This is a genomic window from Rathayibacter sp. AY1H3 (genome assembly GCF_002932015.1).
The window spans coordinates 44,122-59,620 of sequence record NZ_PSUU01000019.1 but is presented as its reverse complement, the minus strand read 5'-3'; the positions used below and the strand labels follow the sequence as shown (position 1 = coordinate 59,620).

Here is a 15,499-nt window from a genome sequence, read left to right as displayed (position 1 = left end):
GCGGGAGTAAAGTTGAGTCCGTCGAACTCAACTTTCGAGCCACGGAGGAGACCACCATCATGCAGGCCGGTCGGATGCCCCAGCAGGACGAGAAGTCCGCACTCGAGCAGTACGGCGTCAACCTGACCGCCATCGCGGCGAGCGGCAAGCTCGACCCGGTGATCGGGAGGGACGCCGAGATCCGGCGCGTCAGCCAGGTGCTCACGCGCCGCACCAAGAACAACCCCGTCCTCATCGGCGAGCCCGGCGTCGGCAAGACCGCCGTCGTCGAGGGGCTCGCCCAGCGGATCGTCGCGGGCGACGTCGCCGAGAGCCTCAAGGGCAAGCAGCTCGTCAGCCTCGACCTCTCGGCCCTGATCGCCGGAGCGAAGTACCGCGGCGAGTTCGAGGAGCGGCTGAAGGCCGTGCTCCAGGAGATCGAGGAGTCCGACGGCCGGATCATCACCTTCATCGACGAGCTGCACACGCTGATGGGCGCGGGCGGCGGCGAGGGGTCGGTGGCGGCCGCGAACATGCTCAAGCCCATGCTGGCGCGCGGCGAGCTGCGGATGATCGGCGCGACGACGCTCGACGAGTACCGCCAGTACATCGAGAAGGACGCCGCTCTCGAGCGCCGCTTCCAGCAGGTCTTCGTCGGCGAGCCGACCGTCGAGGACACCGTGGCGATCCTCCGCGGGCTGAAGGAGCGCTACGAGGCGCACCACAAGGTGGCGATCGCCGATTCCGCCCTGGTCGCCGCCGCGTCGCTCTCGAACCGCTACATCACCTCCCGCCAGCTGCCGGACAAGGCGATCGACCTGATCGACGAGGCCGCGTCGCGGCTGCGCATGGAGATCGACTCCGCTCCCGTCGAGATCGACGAGCTGCGCCGCTCCGTCGACCGGCTGAGGCTCGAGGAGCTGGCGCTGAAGAAGGAGAAGGACGAGGCCTCGAAGGCGCGGCTGGAGAAGCTGCGCGAGGACCTGGCCCGCCGCGGCGCCCAGCTCGAGGAGCTGCAGGAGCGCTGGGAGCGCGAGCGCGCCTCCCTCAACCGCGTCGGCGAGCTCAAGAACCGGCTCGACGCCCTGCGGATCGCCGCCGAGCGGGCGCAGCGCGAGGGCAAGCTCGAGCGCGCGTCGAAGCTGCTCTACGGCGACATCCCGGTGATCGAGCGCGAGCTCGCGGCCGCCGAGGCGGAGGAGGAGCCGGCCGAGGGCCGCATGGTCAACGAGCAGGTGACGGCCGACGACATCGCCGCGGTGATCGCCGCCTGGACGGGGATCCCCGTCGGGCGCCTCCTGCAGGGCGAGACCGAGAAGCTGCTGCACCTCGAGACCGAGCTGCACCGCCGACTGATCGGCCAGGACGAGGCGGTGTCGGCCGTCGCGGACGCGGTGCGCCGCACCCGCGCGGGCATCTCCGACCCCGACCGGCCGACCGGCTCCTTCCTCTTCCTCGGGCCGACCGGCGTCGGCAAGACCGAGCTGGCGAAGGCGCTCGCCGACCACCTCTTCGACGACGAGAAGGCGATGGTCCGCATCGACATGTCGGAGTACGGCGAGAAGTTCGCCGTCTCGCGGCTGGTCGGCGCCCCTCCCGGCTACATCGGCTACGAGCAGGGCGGCCAGCTCACGGAGGCGGTCCGCCGCCGCCCGTACTCGGTGGTGCTCCTCGACGAGATCGAGAAGGCGCACCCCGAGGTGTTCGACGTCCTGCTCCAGGTGCTCGACGACGGCCGGCTCACCGACGGCCAGGGGCGGACGGTCGACTTCCGCAACACGATCCTCATCCTCACCTCCAACCTGGGGTCGCAGTTCCTCGTGGACCCGGCGCTGTCACGGCCGCAGAAGGAGGAGGCGGTCCAGCAGATGGTGCGCCAGGCCTTCAAGCCCGAGTTCGTGAACCGGCTCGACGACATCGTGATCTTCGACGCGCTCGACCGCACCGAGCTCGGCGAGATCGTGTCGCTGTACGTCGACCGGCTGTCGAGGAGGCTCTCGGAGCGACGGCTCGACCTGGCGGTGACGCCCGCGGCCCGCGGGTGGCTGGCCGAGCGCGGCTACGACCCGCAGTACGGCGCGCGGCCGCTGCGCCGGCTGATGCAGCGGGCGATCGACGACCAGCTGGCGACGGCGCTGCTCGGCGGCACGGTGCGCGACGGGGACGTGGTGCTGGTGGACGTGGCGCCGGACGGCGAGAGCCTGTCGGTGACGGCCGGGATGCCCGCGTCGGACTGACCGGGGTGCTCGACCCCTGTCGCGAGTCCGCAGACGTCGCGGTTTTCGCGGTCGAGTACCGCTACTCCTGCGTTCCCGCAGGGGGAGGAGCGCGGGGGCGGCGACGGGATGTCTCTCCACAGGGCGCGCGAGGGCGGGAGTCGTCCACAGTCGCGGGATCCGCGGCGCGCCCGTCCGGCGGGCTCCGTAGCGTCGGCGGCATGTCCTTCGAAACGCCCGGCCCCCGGATGGCCGACCTCCCTCCCGAGGAGAGGCCGAGGGAGCGCCTCCGCGCCTACTGACCGGAGGCGCTCACCGACGCCGAGACCCTCGCCGTGCTCATCGGGGCCGGCGTCCGCGGCGCCAACGCGACCGTCGTCGCGCAGCGCCTCCTCGCGCGCTTCGGCGGCATCGACGCCGTCGCCCGGGCCGGGGTGGCCGATCTGATGCGGCACCGCGGAGTCGGTGAGGTCGCCGCCTGCCGCCTGGTCGCCTCCTTCGAGCTGCGGCGGAGGATGAACCGCGCCTCGCGCGCCGCCCGCGTCTCAGACGCCGCCGGCCTGGCCGGGCTCGTCGCTCCGCTGCTGGCCGCCCGGCCGGTCGAGACCGTGCTGGCGGTGGCGCTCGCCGAATCCGGAGCCGTCCGCGACGTCCTGACGCTGGCCGACGGAGCCCCGGCGCACGCCGAGATCCCCGTCGCCGCCGTGCTCGCCGAGGTGCTGGCGCGCGGCGCGGCGGGCATCGGCCTGGCGCACAGCCACGCGGGCGAGGCCGTGGTGCTCCCCTCCGACCGTGCGGCGACGCGGGCGATCGCCGACGGGGCAGAGGCGTGCGGCCTGCGGTTCCTCGCGCACGTCGTGATCGGGCGCGACGGCTGGGCGGAGGCGCAGCCGTGACGTGGCGCAGGGCTGCTGCGGGGCCCCTCCGTTCCGGCAGGACGCCTCCCGCCCGGCGCCGGACCGCCCCCGGCCGCGCCTCGGCTCTCCACCTGGGCCGCGTCGGCGCGCGTTCGTGCAAGCCCCCGCCTCTCCGGCGCCCGCGGCCGGTCGCGGGCGTACCGTGGACGCCGACCCCATCCCCCTCCCGACCAGGAGCACCCATGCGAGCAACACTCATCCACGGCGAGCGCGACATCCGACTCGAGGAGGTCCCCGACCCGCAGCTCTCGACGGGGCGCGACGCGATCGTCCGCGTCACCGCGGCCTGCGTCTGCGGCTCGGACCTGTGGCCCTACCGCGGCGTCACGCCCACCAAGGAGGCGCACCGCATCGGCCACGAGTTCGTCGGCGTCGTCGAGGAGATCGGCGACGACGTGCACGACGTCGCGGTCGGCGACTTCGTGATCGCCCCGTTCTACGTCTGCGACGGCACCTGCGCGAACTGCGCCAACGGCGTCTCCACCTCGTGCCTCACCGGCGGCTGGTGGGGCGCCGAGGTCCGCGAGGAGGGCTTCGCGGACGGCGCCCAGGGCGAGAAGGTGCGCGTGCCCCTCGCCGACGGCACGCTCTTCCGCGTGGGCATCGATCCGGACCCGGCGCTCATCCCCAGCCTGCTCACCCTCGCCGACGTGATGGGGACCGGCCACCACGCCGCGGTCTCGGCCGGCGTCACCGCTGGCTCGACCGTCGCGGTCGTCGGCGACGGCGCGGTCGGCCTCTGCGCCGTCCTGGCGGCCAAGCGCCTCGGCGCGACCACGATCATCGCGATGTCGCGGCACGAGTCGCGGCAGAACCTCGCCCGCCGCTTCGGGGCGACCCACATCGTCGAGACCCGCGGCGACGAGGGCGTCGCGCGCGTCCGCGAGCTGACCGGCGGGATCGGCGCCGACTGCGTGCTCGAGTGCGTCGGCACCAAGGAGTCGATGCAGCAGGCCCTCGACTCCGCCCGCCCCGGCGGGATGGTCGGCTACGTCGGCGTCCCCAACGGAGGCCCCGAGCTGCCCGTCCGCCAGATGTTTGGCTCGAACGTGGGCGTCAACGGCGGAGTCGCGCCGGTCCGCGGCTACATGGCCGAGCTGCTGCCCGACGTGCTCAGCGGCGCGATCGAGCCCGGTCTGGTCTTCGACCTCGAGCTGCCCCTCGAGGAGATCGCCGAGGCGTACGCCGCCATGGACGAGCGCCGCGCGATCAAGACCCTCGTGCGTCCGTAGTCCCGCCGAGGGGCGCCGGCACGGTCGCGAGGAGTAGCCTCCCGCGCATGACCGCGTCAGCCCGCACCGCCGCGACGGCGCCCCTCTTCCACCCCGACCTCGCGCTCGGCCGCTTCCTCCCGCCGATCGTCCTCGGCCCGCGACTGCTGCGCCTCGCCACGCGACGCGCCGCCGAGGGAGGCGAGGCTCCGCCCGACATCGTGGTCGACGACGTCGAGATCCCCGTCGCCGGAGCCGCTCCCGTCCGGGCCCGCAGCTATCGGCCGCGCATCGTCCGCGGTACCGCTCCCGCGCTCCTCTGGGTGCACGGCGGCGGCATGGTGCTCGGCAGCCACCTCCAGGACGAGGCGTCCTGCATCGACTTCGCCCGCACCCTGGGCATCACGGTCGTCTCCGTCGACTACCGCCTCGCGCCCGCGCATCCGGCCCCGGCTGCCGTCGAGGACGTGCTGGCCGCGTTCGACTGGCTCGTCGAGCACGCGCAGGAGCGCGGCGTCGACCCGGCGCGCATCGCCGTCGGAGGCGCGAGCGCGGGCGGCGGCATCGCCGCGGGTGCGACCCTCCTCGCCCACGACCGCGGAGGAGCGCAGCCCGCGTTCCAGCTGCTCGTCTACCCGATGCTCGACGACCGCACCGTCACCCGGCCCGGTCCTCCTCCGCGCGGAGTCCGCGTCTGGACCCCGGGCAGCAACCGCTTCGGCTGGACCGCCTACCTCGCCGGCGAGCCCGGCGGCCCCGGCGTCACGGCCTACGCCGCCCCCGCCCGCCGCGACGACCTCACGGGCCTGCCGCCGGCCTGGATCGGCGTCGGCGGCCTCGACCTCTTCCACGACGAGGACGTCCGCTACGCCGAGCGCCTGCGCGCGGCCGGAGTGCCGTGCGGGCTCGAGATCGTGGAGGGCGCCTTCCACGGCTTCGACGCCCTGTTCCGCCGGACCGGTGTGGCGAAGCGCTTCTGGGCGGCGCAGGCCGCGGCGCTCGGCGAGGCCCTCCTCGCCTGACATCCGCGTCGACGCGCCGGGCCGATTCCGTCTCCGGCGCTCGGCACTGCGAGGCTGAGGGGCGACGGCCACCGCCCGCGCGTCATTTGTGCCGTGCCTGCCGCGCATCCCTCTCCGCCCGCCGCCCCGCCCCGCCCCGTCTCCCGGAGGACCCATGGACATCGACCGCCTCGCCACCCGCTACGAGATCGCCCTGCCCGCCTGGATCGGCGACGCCCTCCGCGACGTCCCCGAGGTCCTCCCGAGCCTCGAGGACCGGATGGCCCTCGTGCACGCGCTCGCCGACCGCAACTTCCGCGAGGGGAACGGCGGCCCGTTCGCGGCGATCGTCGTCGAGCGCGACTCCGGTCGTCTCGTCTCGGTCGGAGTGAACGTCGTCCTCGGCAGCGGGGTCTCGTCCGGCCACGCCGAGGTGACGGCGCTCGGTCTCGCGCAGACCGCGCTCGGCACCTGGGACCTCGGCGGCGAGGGCCTCCCCGCGCACGACCTGGTCGTCAACTGGCGCCCGTGCGTGCAGTGCTACGGAGCGACGATGTGGTCGGGGGTGCGCCGCCTGGTCGTCGCGGGCTCCGGCCCCGAGCTCGAGGAGATCAGCACCTTCGACGAGGGGCCGATGCGCGAGGACTGGGCCGCGCAGTTCGAGGCCCGCGGCATCGAGGTCGTCGACGGCGTGCTCCGCGACGAGGCCCTCGACGTGTTCCGCGCCTACCGCGCCTCCGTCGACTCCGGCGAGGTGCTCGTCTACAACGCCCGCGCCGACTCCTGATACCGCGGCGGGTCCGGTCCTCGCATCGGTTCCGCGCCGGACGCAGGGGAGCCCCGCCTCAGCGGGGCCCGTGCGGTCCTGAGCTGCCGGCCGCTGGAAGCGGTCAGCGGCGGCTCAGCGCCACCAGTCGTCGAACATCGACAGCGGCACCTGGCGCTTGTGCTCGGTCGCGGCGTACCGCGCCTCGATGGCCTCGGCGACGGCTTGGTCGACCTCGCCGCCCTCGAGGTACGTGTCGAGGTCGGCGTAGGTGAGCCCGAGGTTCGTCTCGTCGGTCTGGCCGGGGTTGTCGTCGAGCAGGTCCGCCGTCGGCGCCTTCTCGTAGAGCCGGGCCGGTGCGTCCAGGTGCTCGAGGAGCGAGCGCCCCTGCCGCTTGGTGAGGCCGGTGAGCGGGAGGACGTCGGCGCCGCCGTCGCCGTACTTCGTGAAGAAGCCGGTGACCGCCTCGGCCGCGTGGTCGGTCCCGACGACGAGCATCCCGGCCTGGCCGGCGATCGCGTACTGCGCGATCATCCGCATCCGCGCCTTCACGTTGCCCTTCACGAAGTCGCTGATCGGCTCGTCGACCGCGTCGCCGAATGCTGCGGCCACGCCGTCGACGCCCTGGTGGATGTCGAAGACGACCTGGCGGTCCGGGCGGATGAACGTGAGGGCGAGCTGGGCGTCCTCCTCGTCGGCCTGCACCTTGTACGGCAGGCGGACCGCGATGAAGGAGGCGTCGCCGCCGCTCGCGCGGACCTGCTCGACCGCGAGCTGGCAGAGGCGCCCGGCGAGGCTCGAGTCCTGGCCGCCGCTGATGCCGAGGACGAGGCCCTTCGCGCCGGTGCTGCGGAGGTAGTCGGCGAGGAATCCGCTGCGCCGTTCGACCTCGACGGCCGGATCGACGGCGGGGGAGACGTGGAGCTCGGAGATGATCTGCTGTTGGACGTCGCGCACGGCTTCACGCTACTCCGCATGCTCCCCGGCGGCCCCTCCTCGCTGCGGACGCGCAGGCTCCCGACGCCTCCCCGAAACAGGGTCCGCCCGCCGCGTCCGACTGGCGCGGCGCCTACCCGCGCTCGGCGACGATGCGGGCGATGCGCGCCGGGACGGTGTCGTCCTGGAGGCTCGTCACGTCTCCGAGCGGGCGGCCGTCGCGGATGTCGCCGAGCAGCCGCCGCATGATCTTGCCGGAGCGGGTCTTGGGCAGATCCGGCACCACCACCACGTCGCGCGGCTTGGCGATCGGACCGATCGCGACCGCCACGTGGTCGCGCAGGAGCGCCGAGAGCGTCGTGCCGAGCGCGGCCCAGTAGGCCGGGTCCTCCTCGGCGCGGTCGACGGCCTCGTCGGAGGGGATGACGAACGCCGCGATGGCCTGGCCGGTCGTCGCGTCGGCGACTCCGACGACTCCGGCCTCGCCGACGGCCGGATGGGCGACGAGTGCCGACTCGATCTCGATCGTGGACAGGCGGTGCCCGGAGACGTTGATGACGTCGTCGACGCGGCCGAGCACCCAGACGTCGCCGTCGGCGTCGTACTTCGCGCCGTCCCCGGAGAAGAACCACCCCTGGGACGCGTAGCGGGCCCAGTAGGAGTCGCGGTACCGCTCCGGGTCGCCCCACACGGTGCGGGCGAGCGCCGGCCCGGTCCGGTCGACCACGAGGTAGCCGCCGGAGCCGTTCGGCACCCGCTCGCCGTGCTCGTCCACCACGAGGACGCCGAGCCCGGGCAGGGCTCCGAGCGACGAGCCCGGCTTGAGGGTCGAGACGCCCGGCAGCGGGCACATCACCGCAGCGCCGGTCTCGGACTGCCACCAGGTGTCGACGATCGGGCAGCGCCCGCCGCCGATCGCCTCGTGGAACCAGACCCAGGCCTCGGGGTTGATGGACTCGCCGACGGTGCCGAGCAGGCGCAGGCTCGACAGGTCGTACCGGGCGGGCACGCCCTCGGGGAACCAGGTCATCAGCGTCCGGATCAGCGTCGGCGCCGTGTAGTAGACGGTCACCCCGTACCGCTCGATGATCTCGAAGTGCCGGGCGGTGTGCGGGGTGCTCGGGGTGCCCTCGTAGATCACCTGGGTGAGCCCGTTCGAGAGCGGTCCGTAGATCTCGTAGGTGTGCGCGGTGACCCAGGCGAGGTCGGCGGTGCACCAGTGCACGTCGTCCGGCTTCGCGTCGAACACCGCCCAGTGCGTCCAGGAGGCCTGCGTGAGGTAGCCGCCGCTGGTGTGCACCAGTCCCTTGGGCTTCCCGGTCGTGCCGGAGGTGTAGATGATGAACAGCGGCGTCTCGGAGTCGAAGGCCTCGGCCTCGTGGACGTCGCTCTGCGCGTCGACCAGCTCGTGCCACCAGACGTCGCGGCCCGGGGTCCACGGGACGTCGGTCTCACCGGTGCGGCGGACGACGAGGACGTGCTCGATCGACGCGACGCCCTCGACCGCCCGGTCGGCGCTCGCCTTGACCGGCACCGCCGCTCCGCGCCGGAACTGCCCGTCCGTGGTGACCAGGAGCTTCGCGCCGGTGTCCTCCACGCGGAACCGCACCGCCTCGGCGGAGAAGCCGCCGAAGACGAGCGAGTGGATCGCGCCGATCCGCGCGATCGCGAGCGTGATGACGATGGTCTCGGGGATCACCGGGAGATAGACGACGACGCGGTCGCCCTTCCCGATCCCGAGCGCGGTCAGCGCGTTCGCGGCGCGGGAGACCTCGCGCTGGAGCTCGGCGTAGGTGATCGACCGCCGGTCGCCGCGCTCGCCCTCGAAGTGGAGGGCGGTCTTCCCGCCGCGTCCCGCGTCCACGTGGCGGTCGACGCAGTTGACGGCCACGTTCAACCGTCCACCCTCGAACCAGGTCGTGCGCGGCACCGAGAGCGAGCCGTCGGGCAGCGCAGCGGCAGGCTCCCAGCTGTGGGCGGTGTGCCACGGCTCCGCCCACTCGAGGCGGCGGGCGGCCTCCTCCCAGAACGCGACCGGATCGGCGGCGGCGCGCGAGTACTCCTCCGCGCCCGCGTTCGCCTGCGCGGCGAAGGCCGCGGGCGGGGGGAACCGGCGGTGCTCGTCGAGCAGGTTGGCGATCGTCCCGCTCACGCTCGGAGCTCCCTCCCCGGCGCTCACGCCCACTTCCTCACGGCGTAGCGCTGGAACACGCCGACGACGGCATCGGTGAGCTTGCCCAGCACGGCCAGCAGGACGATCGCCAGGAACACCCGGTCGATCCGGCCGTTGTTCTGGCTGTCGATGAGGCGGAAGCCGAGGCCCATCGAGGAGGCGATGAGCTCGGAGGCGACCAGGAACAGCCACGACTGGGCGAGCGCGAGGCGCAGCCCGGAGATCACGGACGGGATCACCGCGGGCAGCTGCACCGTCGTGAAGAGCCGGACGCCCGAGAGGCCGAAGGCGCGGCCGGCCTCGACGAGGTGCCGGTCGACATGGCCGAGCGCCGTGGCCACCGTGGTGAAGACGGGGAAGAACGCGCCGATCGTGATCAGCGTGATCTTCGACTCCTCGCCGATGCCCATCCAGAGCAGCAGCAGCGGGACCCAGGCCAGCGACGGGACCGCCCGGATCGCGCCGAGGGTCGGCCCGAGGACGACCTCCCAGACGCGGGAGAGCCCGAAGAGCGCGCCGACCACGAGCCCGAGCGCCGAGCCGAGCGCGAACCCGATGAGCACGCGCTGCGTCGAGATGGCGACGTCCTGGCCGAGGTCGCCGCGCTGGGCGAGGTCGACGCCGGCCGCCCAGACCATCGCGGGCGAGGGGAAGACCGCCACCGAGACCATCCCGGTCGTCGTCGCGATCTGCCAGGCGGCGAGCAGCAGCACGGGCAGGATCGCGCCTCCCGCGACCACGAACCACCGTCGCGTGGTGAGCGGGTGGGAGCGGTCCTCGCGGAGGCGGCGCTGGGAGGCCGCGACCGACGGGCCCGCCGTCACGAGTCCGGGCTCACCCGGCATCGGCGCGGACAGCGCGCTCCGCCGCAGCACATCGGCGTCGGTCGCGGTGTCGTCGTCGCGGATCGTCATCGTCGGTCTCCTCGGATCACGGGGTCGGGGGCGGAGGGCCGGACCCTCAGGCGCCGATGGCGCTCGGGTCGGCCGCCGAGGCGTAGGTGTCGTCGAGCAGCGAGTCGAGCGCGTCGTCGACCTGCTGCTGCGAGGCGACGTCGCCGTTCTCGACGAAGATCGGGCCGATCACGGCGAGCACGTCGGTCTGCGCGGAGCCGGGGACGTTGTCGACGTCGAGGTTGCTGCGCTCGGTGATGACCGTCGTCGCCACCGCCACGTCGAGGCCGGCGACGGAGGCGAGGATGCTCGCCGTCTCGTCCTGGTTCTCGAGCGCCCAGGCGCGGGCGTGCTCGTACGCGTTCACGACGGTCTGCGCGAGGTCCGGCTTCTCGGCGAGGAAGCTCTCGGTCGCGTTGAGCAGACCGTAGGAGTTGAAGTCGACGTTGCGGTAGAGCAGGGTCGCCCCGGCCGCCTCGGCGCCGGCCATGATCGGGTCCAGGCCCGCCCAGGCGTCGACGGAGCCGTTCTGCAGCGCCGCCCAGCCGTCGGCGTGCTGCAGGTTCTGCACCGTCACGTCGCCGATGCCCAGCCCGGCGGCCTCGAGCGCCTGCACCAGGAAGAAGTACGGGTCGGTGCCCTTGGTGGCCGCGATCTGCTTGCCCTCGAGCTGCTCGACCGACGTGATCGCCGAGCCGGCGGGGACGACGAGGGCCGACCACTCCGGCTGAGAGAAGATGTCGATCGTCCTGATCGGCGAGCCGTTCGAGCGAGCGAGCAGTGCGGCGGAGCCGGCGGTGGAGCCGACGTCGATCGCTCCGGCGCGCAGGGCCTCGTTGGCCTTGTTGGAGCCGGCCGACTGCACCCAGGCGACGGTGACCTGCTGCTCGGCGAGGGCGGCCTCGAGCCAGCCCTTCTCCTTGATGACCAGGCTCAGCGGGTTGTACGTCGCGAAGTCGAGCGTGAGCGTGCCGCCCTGAGTTCCTCCGGAGGCGGCGTCGGCGGTCGCGGCCGCCGCTCCTCCTCCGCCCTCGCCCTGCACGCAGCCCGCGAGGAGCGGGACGGCGGCGGCGGTGAGCAGACCGGCGAGAGCGGTGCGGCGGGTGAGCGGGGAGCTGGTGAACGACATGGGGGCCTCGGCTTCGGGGATGCGGTGACAGCGAGTGTGGACGCTGCGGGGGAGGGGCGGTGCGGGGAGGTGCTCGTGCGGTGGAGAGCGGGAGGAGGAGGCGGCTGGGGAGGGAGGTCGTGCCGCCCGGACCGTGCCGCCCCGGGTGGAGGGACGCGGGTCGATCCGCCCGGGGTCAGTGCCGCTCGATGCCCAGCCCCGCGAGGAGCTCGGCCCGGTGCTCGGCGAGCTCCGCCGAGCCGCGGTCGCGGGGCCGCGCGCCGGGGACGGTGACGATCCGCTGGATGCGCGAGACGCCTCCGGGCTCGTCGCGCCCGAGGAGCACGATGCGGTCGGCCAGCTGGAGGGCCTCGTCGACGTCGTGGGTGACGAGCAGGATCGTCGCCGGAGCCGCCGCGTGCACGTCGAGCAGCAGGTCCTGCATCCGCAGGCGGGTCAGCGCGTCGAGCGCCCCGAAGGGCTCGTCCAGGAGGAGCACCCCGGGGTTCCGGGCGAGGGCGCGGGCGAGGGAGGCGCGCTGGGCCATGCCTCCGGACACCTCGCGGGGCCGCGAGCGGGCGTGCGCGGTGAGGCCGACCAGCGAGAGCAGCTCGTCGACGGCGGCGCGGGCGGCCGGGCGCGGGGTGCCGCGCGGCAGGCCGAGCGCGACGTTGTCGGCGATGCTCCGCCAGGGCAGCAGCCGCGGCTCCTGGAACGCCACCGCGCAGCGCGGGTCGATGCCGGAGACGGGGGCGCCGTCGATGAGGACGGACCCCTCGGAGGCGGTGTCCAGGCCCGCCGCGATGCGCAGCAGCGTCGACTTGCCGCAGCCGCTCGGGCCGAGGATCGCGATGACCTCGCCCGCGGCGGCCTCGAGCGTCACGTCCGTCAGCACGGGGGACCCGGGCGCGAAGGTGCGGCCGACCCCCTCGAAGCGCACGGGGAACGCCGACTGGCCGAGCTCGGCGTCGAAGGCCAGGCTCGTGCGGGCGGCGGGGGTGGCGGGCATGTCTCTCCGGGCAGCGGGACGGGCGGGCGGATCGTCCGATCGTACGGAGAGGCTCCCGGCGGCACAGCGGGGACCGACACGGGGAGTAACACAGGGGGTGGGACGCGGAAGGCCTCCCCGGTCCGCGGACGGGGGAGGCCTTCCGCCGGAGGGCTACGCCTGGACGAGCACGAGCTCCTCGAGGGGCAGGCGGGTGCGCGGCGCGGTCTCGCGCTCGCGGAGGGTCTCGTTCGCCAGCGCGTCGGCGTCGGCCGCGACTCCCACCGCGGCGATCGTCACCGGGTCGAAGCGCTCGTCGACGCCGAACGCGGCGCGGACGGCGTCCTTGTCGAAGCCGGCCATCTGGTGCACGTGCAGGCCCTCGTGGTGCGCCTGGACGCTGAGGTGGGCGATCGACTGGCCGAGGTCGTAGACGGCCCAGGGGCGCGGCTTCCCCTCGGAGTCGACGGTCTCGGCGAGCGCGACGACCAGGACGGCGGCGGAGCCGGCCCAGGCGCCGTTGAAGCCGGCGAGGGTCGAGACGATGCGGTCGAACTCGTCGGTTCCGCGGCGGGCGACGATGAAGCGCCACGGCTGCGAGTTGCTGGCGGACGGGGACCAGCGCGCGGCCTCGAGGAGGGACGCGAGGGTCTCGTCGGAGACGGTCGCGGTCGCGTCGTAGGAGCGGGGGCTCCAGCGCTCCGCGAGGACGTCGAGGATCGGGGCGCTGGTGCTGGCGGTGCGGGAGGCGGTGGCGGACATCGCGGGGCTTCTTCCGTGCGGGGGACTGGGGGAGGGGCTCCGTCGCCCGTGGAGCCCAACCGTGCCCGCCCCGCGGGCATTCCCTCGCGCGCACGGCAGGCGCCCGCGCGCGCGTTCGCCCACGGAGGAGCGGGCCGCCTCCGAGCCCCGGAACGGTACGGTGGGAGACGGCGTGGTCACCCCGCGCACCACCATCCACGACTCTGGAGGATCATCCATGGCCCAGCACTTCGACGTCGTCGTCCTGGGGGCAGGCCCCGGCGGATACGTGGCCGCGATCCGCGCCGCCCAGCTCGGCAAGTCCGTCGCCGTCGTCGAGAAGCAGTACTGGGGCGGTGTCTGCCTCAACGTCGGCTGCATCCCGTCCAAGGCGCTGCTGCGCAACGCGGAGCTCGCCCACCTCTTCCACACCCAGGCGAAGCAGTTCGGCATCTCGGGCGACGTCTCGTTCGACTTCGGCGCGGCGTTCGACCGCAGCCGCTCGGTCGCGGACGGCCGCACCAAGGGCGTCCACTTCCTGATGAAGAAGAACAAGATCGCCGAGTTCGACGGCGTCGGCTCCTTCACCGGCCCGCAGGGCCTCGACGTGCAGCTGAGCAAGGGCGGCACGGAGTCGCTGACCTTCGACGACGCGATCATCGCGACCGGCGCGAGCGTCCGCCTCCTGCCCGGCGTCGAGCTCTCCGAGAACGTCGTCACCTACGAGACCCAGATCATGACCCGCGAGCTCCCCGACACGATGGCCATCGTGGGCGCGGGCGCGATCGGCATGGAGTTCGCCTACGTCCTCAAGAACTACGGCGTCGACGTGACGATCATCGAGTTCATGGACCGCGCCCTCCCCAACGAGGACCCGGACGTCTCCAAGGAGATCCAGAAGCAGTACAAGAAGCTCGGCGTCGAGATCCTGACCTCGACCAAGGTCGAGTCGGTCGTCGACAAGGACGGCTACGTCACGGTCACCTACACCGCGAAGGACGGCACGCAGTCGACCCTCGAGGTCGACAAGGTGCTCATGTCGATCGGCTGGGTCCCCCGCACCGAGGGCTTCGGCCTCGAGAAGACGGGCGTCGAGCTCACCGAGCGCGGCGCGATCGCGATCGACGACCACATGCGCACCAACGTGCCGCACATCTACGCCATCGGCGACGTCACCGCGAAGCTCCAGCTCGCGCACGTCGCGGAGGCGCAGGGCGTCGTCGCCGCCGAGACCCTCGCCGGTGCCGAGACCCAGACCCTGGGCGACTACCGGATGATGCCGCGCGCGACGTTCTGCCAGCCGCAGATCGCCTCCTTCGGCCTCACCGAGAAGCAGGCGACGGACGAGGGACACGAGATCACCGTCTCGACCTTCCCCTTCATGGCGAACGGCAAGGCCCACGGCCTCGGCGAGCCCACCGGCTTCGTGAAGCTCATCGCGAGCAAGAAGTACGGCGAGCTCCTCGGCGCCCACATGATCGGTCCGGACGTCTCGGAGCTGCTCCCCGAGCTCACGCTCGCCCAGAAGTGGGACCTCACCGCGACCGAGCTGGCCCGCAACGTGCACACCCACCCGACGCTGTCGGAGGCGCTGCAGGAGGGCTTCCACGGCCTCAAGGGGCACATGATCAACATGTAGGGCTCGTCCCTCCACGGCCTCCGGCCCGCAGGATCCCGCTCGGCTCGTCCGTGGCGGATCCGGCGGGCCGGAGCCGTCTCCGGGGGTGCCCGCCGGGCTCCGGCGACGCTCCCGCTACCGTGGGCCGATGGATCCGCGCCTGCTCGACCGCCTCGCCGCCGACGCCTGGCCCGCGCTCGTGCGGCGCCCCCTCGGCCCATGGGAGCTGCGCGCCTCCGCAGGGGTCACCAAGCGCGCGAACTCGGTGCTCGCGTCCGGCGACGTCGTCGACCAGGAGGCGGCCCTCGACACGGCGGAGGCGTTCGCCCGCGAGCACGGGATCGCGCCCCTCGTGCAGATCGGTCCGCCGAGCCCCGTCGGTCTGACCGGGCTGCTCGCCGAGCGGGGCGCCGCGCCGATCGACCGGACGCTCGTGCTGACGGGTTCGGTGCAGGAGGCGCTCGCCGCCCTGTCCACGACGTCGGGGTCCGCGCCGTCGGTATCCGCGCCGCGGCCTCGCGTCCGCCTCGCCCCCGCTCCCGACGAGGACTGGCTCGCCCTCTGGTGGTCGGTGGACGGTCGCGGTGGAGCGGAGGAGCGCGCGGTCGCCGAGCGCATCCTCGCGGGCTGCCCCTCCTCCTACGCTCTCGCCGTCGACGGGGACGGCCCGGCCGCGACCGGCCGCCTCGCGCTCGTCACGGCGCCGGACGGCGAGCTCTGGGGCGGCCTCTTCGCCCTGGCGACCCGGCCGGACGCCCGGCGCCGCGGGCTCGCCTCCGCCGTGATCCGCGCCCTCCTCGAGGACGCGTCCGGCCGGGGCGTCGCGCGCTTCTGGCTCCAGGTGCTCGCCGAGAACGCCGGCGCCCGCCGCCTCTACGCGTCCCTCGGCTGCCGCGAGTCGTCCTGGTACGAGTACTGGCGCTGACCCGCTCGCGGAGGAGGAGCGGGGCGC

At 73.6% G+C, this 15,499-nt stretch carries 13 protein-coding genes and 1 pseudogene; 8 read left to right on the top strand and 6 right to left on the bottom strand.

Features of this window, described 5'->3' with window-relative positions; translation table 11 throughout:
* Positions 1–74: 74 nt before the first annotated feature.
* From C5C33_RS09230 to C5C33_RS09210, 6 genes and pseudogenes are all read left to right on the top strand, one after another.
* The gene (locus tag C5C33_RS09230) at positions 75–2,216 is read left to right on the top strand and encodes an ATP-dependent Clp protease ATP-binding subunit (protein WP_374952925.1); all 2,142 of its coding nucleotides are present in this window, start codon (positions 75–77) and stop codon (positions 2,214–2,216) included.
* A gap of 296 nt (positions 2,217–2,512) precedes the next feature.
* Positions 2,513–2,665: pseudogene (locus C5C33_RS19130) on the top strand (UPF0758 domain-containing protein); the annotation flags it as partial.
* Positions 2,642–3,091, top strand: coding sequence for a JAB domain-containing protein (locus C5C33_RS09225; RefSeq protein WP_104273541.1), 450 nt, complete (start codon positions 2,642–2,644; stop codon positions 3,089–3,091). The pseudogene C5C33_RS19130 and the gene C5C33_RS09225, both read left to right, overlap by 24 nt.
* 203 nt (positions 3,092–3,294) lie before the next feature.
* Entirely contained in the window at positions 3,295–4,344 is a 1,050-nt protein-coding gene (locus tag C5C33_RS09220) for a zinc-dependent alcohol dehydrogenase family protein (RefSeq protein ID WP_104222823.1), read from the top strand.
* Between the two features lie 47 nt (positions 4,345–4,391).
* Positions 4,392–5,345 carry an alpha/beta hydrolase gene (locus tag C5C33_RS09215; RefSeq protein WP_104260961.1) on the top strand — a complete coding sequence of 318 codons (954 nt, stop codon included), beginning with the start codon at positions 4,392–4,394 and terminating at the stop codon, positions 5,343–5,345.
* A 154-nt stretch (positions 5,346–5,499) separates the two neighbouring features.
* The gene (locus C5C33_RS09210; protein ID WP_181027247.1) at positions 5,500–6,111 is read left to right on the top strand and encodes a nucleoside deaminase; all 612 of its coding nucleotides are present in this window, start codon (positions 5,500–5,502) and stop codon (positions 6,109–6,111) included.
* A gap of 114 nt (positions 6,112–6,225) precedes the next feature.
* On the opposite strand, the gene nadE is transcribed toward C5C33_RS09210, so the two are convergent.
* The 6 genes from nadE to C5C33_RS09180 form a co-directional block, all read right to left on the bottom strand.
* Entirely contained in the window at positions 6,226–7,047 is an 822-nt protein-coding gene (gene nadE / locus C5C33_RS09205; protein ID WP_104225736.1) for an ammonia-dependent NAD(+) synthetase, read from the bottom strand.
* A 112-nt stretch (positions 7,048–7,159) separates the two neighbouring features.
* Positions 7,160–9,178: an acetate--CoA ligase gene (gene acs / locus C5C33_RS09200; RefSeq protein WP_104260970.1), complete on the bottom strand. Its 2,019-nt coding sequence runs from the start codon at positions 9,176–9,178 to the stop codon at positions 7,160–7,162.
* A 23-nt stretch (positions 9,179–9,201) separates the two neighbouring features.
* A complete protein-coding gene (locus tag C5C33_RS09195) occupies positions 9,202–10,113 on the bottom strand; it encodes an ABC transporter permease (RefSeq protein WP_244229541.1) in 912 nt (303 codons plus the stop codon).
* 46 nt (positions 10,114–10,159) lie between these two features.
* A complete protein-coding gene (locus C5C33_RS09190; protein WP_104225735.1) occupies positions 10,160–11,221 on the bottom strand; it encodes an aliphatic sulfonate ABC transporter substrate-binding protein in 1,062 nt (353 codons plus the stop codon).
* Positions 11,222–11,396: 175 nt separating this feature from the next.
* Positions 11,397–12,209 (bottom strand): ABC transporter ATP-binding protein, encoded by an 813-nt coding sequence (locus C5C33_RS09185; protein ID WP_104222820.1) that lies wholly within the window; start codon positions 12,207–12,209, stop codon positions 11,397–11,399.
* Between the two features lie 153 nt (positions 12,210–12,362).
* Positions 12,363–12,950 carry a nitroreductase family protein gene (locus tag C5C33_RS09180; protein WP_104260960.1) on the bottom strand — a complete coding sequence of 196 codons (588 nt, stop codon included), beginning with the start codon at positions 12,948–12,950 and terminating at the stop codon, positions 12,363–12,365.
* A gap of 217 nt (positions 12,951–13,167) precedes the next feature.
* Here C5C33_RS09180 and lpdA point away from each other — a divergent pair, with 217 nt between their 5' ends.
* Together lpdA and C5C33_RS09170 are read left to right on the top strand one after the other, a co-directional pair.
* Positions 13,168–14,568, top strand: coding sequence for a dihydrolipoyl dehydrogenase (lpdA, locus tag C5C33_RS09175; protein ID WP_104222818.1), 1,401 nt, complete (start codon positions 13,168–13,170; stop codon positions 14,566–14,568).
* 127 nt (positions 14,569–14,695) lie between these two features.
* Positions 14,696–15,472 (top strand): GNAT family N-acetyltransferase, encoded by a 777-nt coding sequence (locus C5C33_RS09170; protein WP_104260959.1) that lies wholly within the window; start codon positions 14,696–14,698, stop codon positions 15,470–15,472.
* Positions 15,473–15,499: the final 27 nt, after the last annotated feature.

What these genes read in the sequence shown, in the direction of transcription:
- C5C33_RS09230 (WP_374952925.1), top strand. Translation starts at nt 75, where the DNA reads ATGCCCCAGCAGGACGAGAAGTCCGCACTCGAGCAGTACGGCGTCAAC.
- C5C33_RS09225 (WP_104273541.1), top strand. Translation starts at nt 2,642, where the DNA reads ATGCGGCACCGCGGAGTCGGTGAGGTCGCCGCCTGCCGCCTGGTCGCC.
- C5C33_RS09220 (WP_104222823.1), top strand. Translation starts at nt 3,295, where the DNA reads ATGCGAGCAACACTCATCCACGGCGAGCGCGACATCCGACTCGAGGAG.
- C5C33_RS09215 (WP_104260961.1), top strand. Translation starts at nt 4,392, where the DNA reads ATGACCGCGTCAGCCCGCACCGCCGCGACGGCGCCCCTCTTCCACCCC.
- C5C33_RS09210 (WP_181027247.1), top strand. Translation starts at nt 5,500, where the DNA reads ATGGACATCGACCGCCTCGCCACCCGCTACGAGATCGCCCTGCCCGCC.
- C5C33_RS09195 (WP_244229541.1), bottom strand. Translation starts at nt 10,113, where the DNA reads ATGACGATCCGCGACGACGACACCGCGACCGACGCCGATGTGCTGCGG.
- C5C33_RS09190 (WP_104225735.1), bottom strand. Translation starts at nt 11,221, where the DNA reads ATGTCGTTCACCAGCTCCCCGCTCACCCGCCGCACCGCTCTCGCCGGT.
- C5C33_RS09185 (WP_104222820.1), bottom strand. Translation starts at nt 12,209, where the DNA reads ATGCCCGCCACCCCCGCCGCCCGCACGAGCCTGGCCTTCGACGCCGAG.
- C5C33_RS09180 (WP_104260960.1), bottom strand. Translation starts at nt 12,950, where the DNA reads ATGTCCGCCACCGCCTCCCGCACCGCCAGCACCAGCGCCCCGATCCTC.
- lpdA (WP_104222818.1), top strand. Translation starts at nt 13,168, where the DNA reads ATGGCCCAGCACTTCGACGTCGTCGTCCTGGGGGCAGGCCCCGGCGGA.
- C5C33_RS09170 (WP_104260959.1), top strand. Translation starts at nt 14,696, where the DNA reads ATGGATCCGCGCCTGCTCGACCGCCTCGCCGCCGACGCCTGGCCCGCG.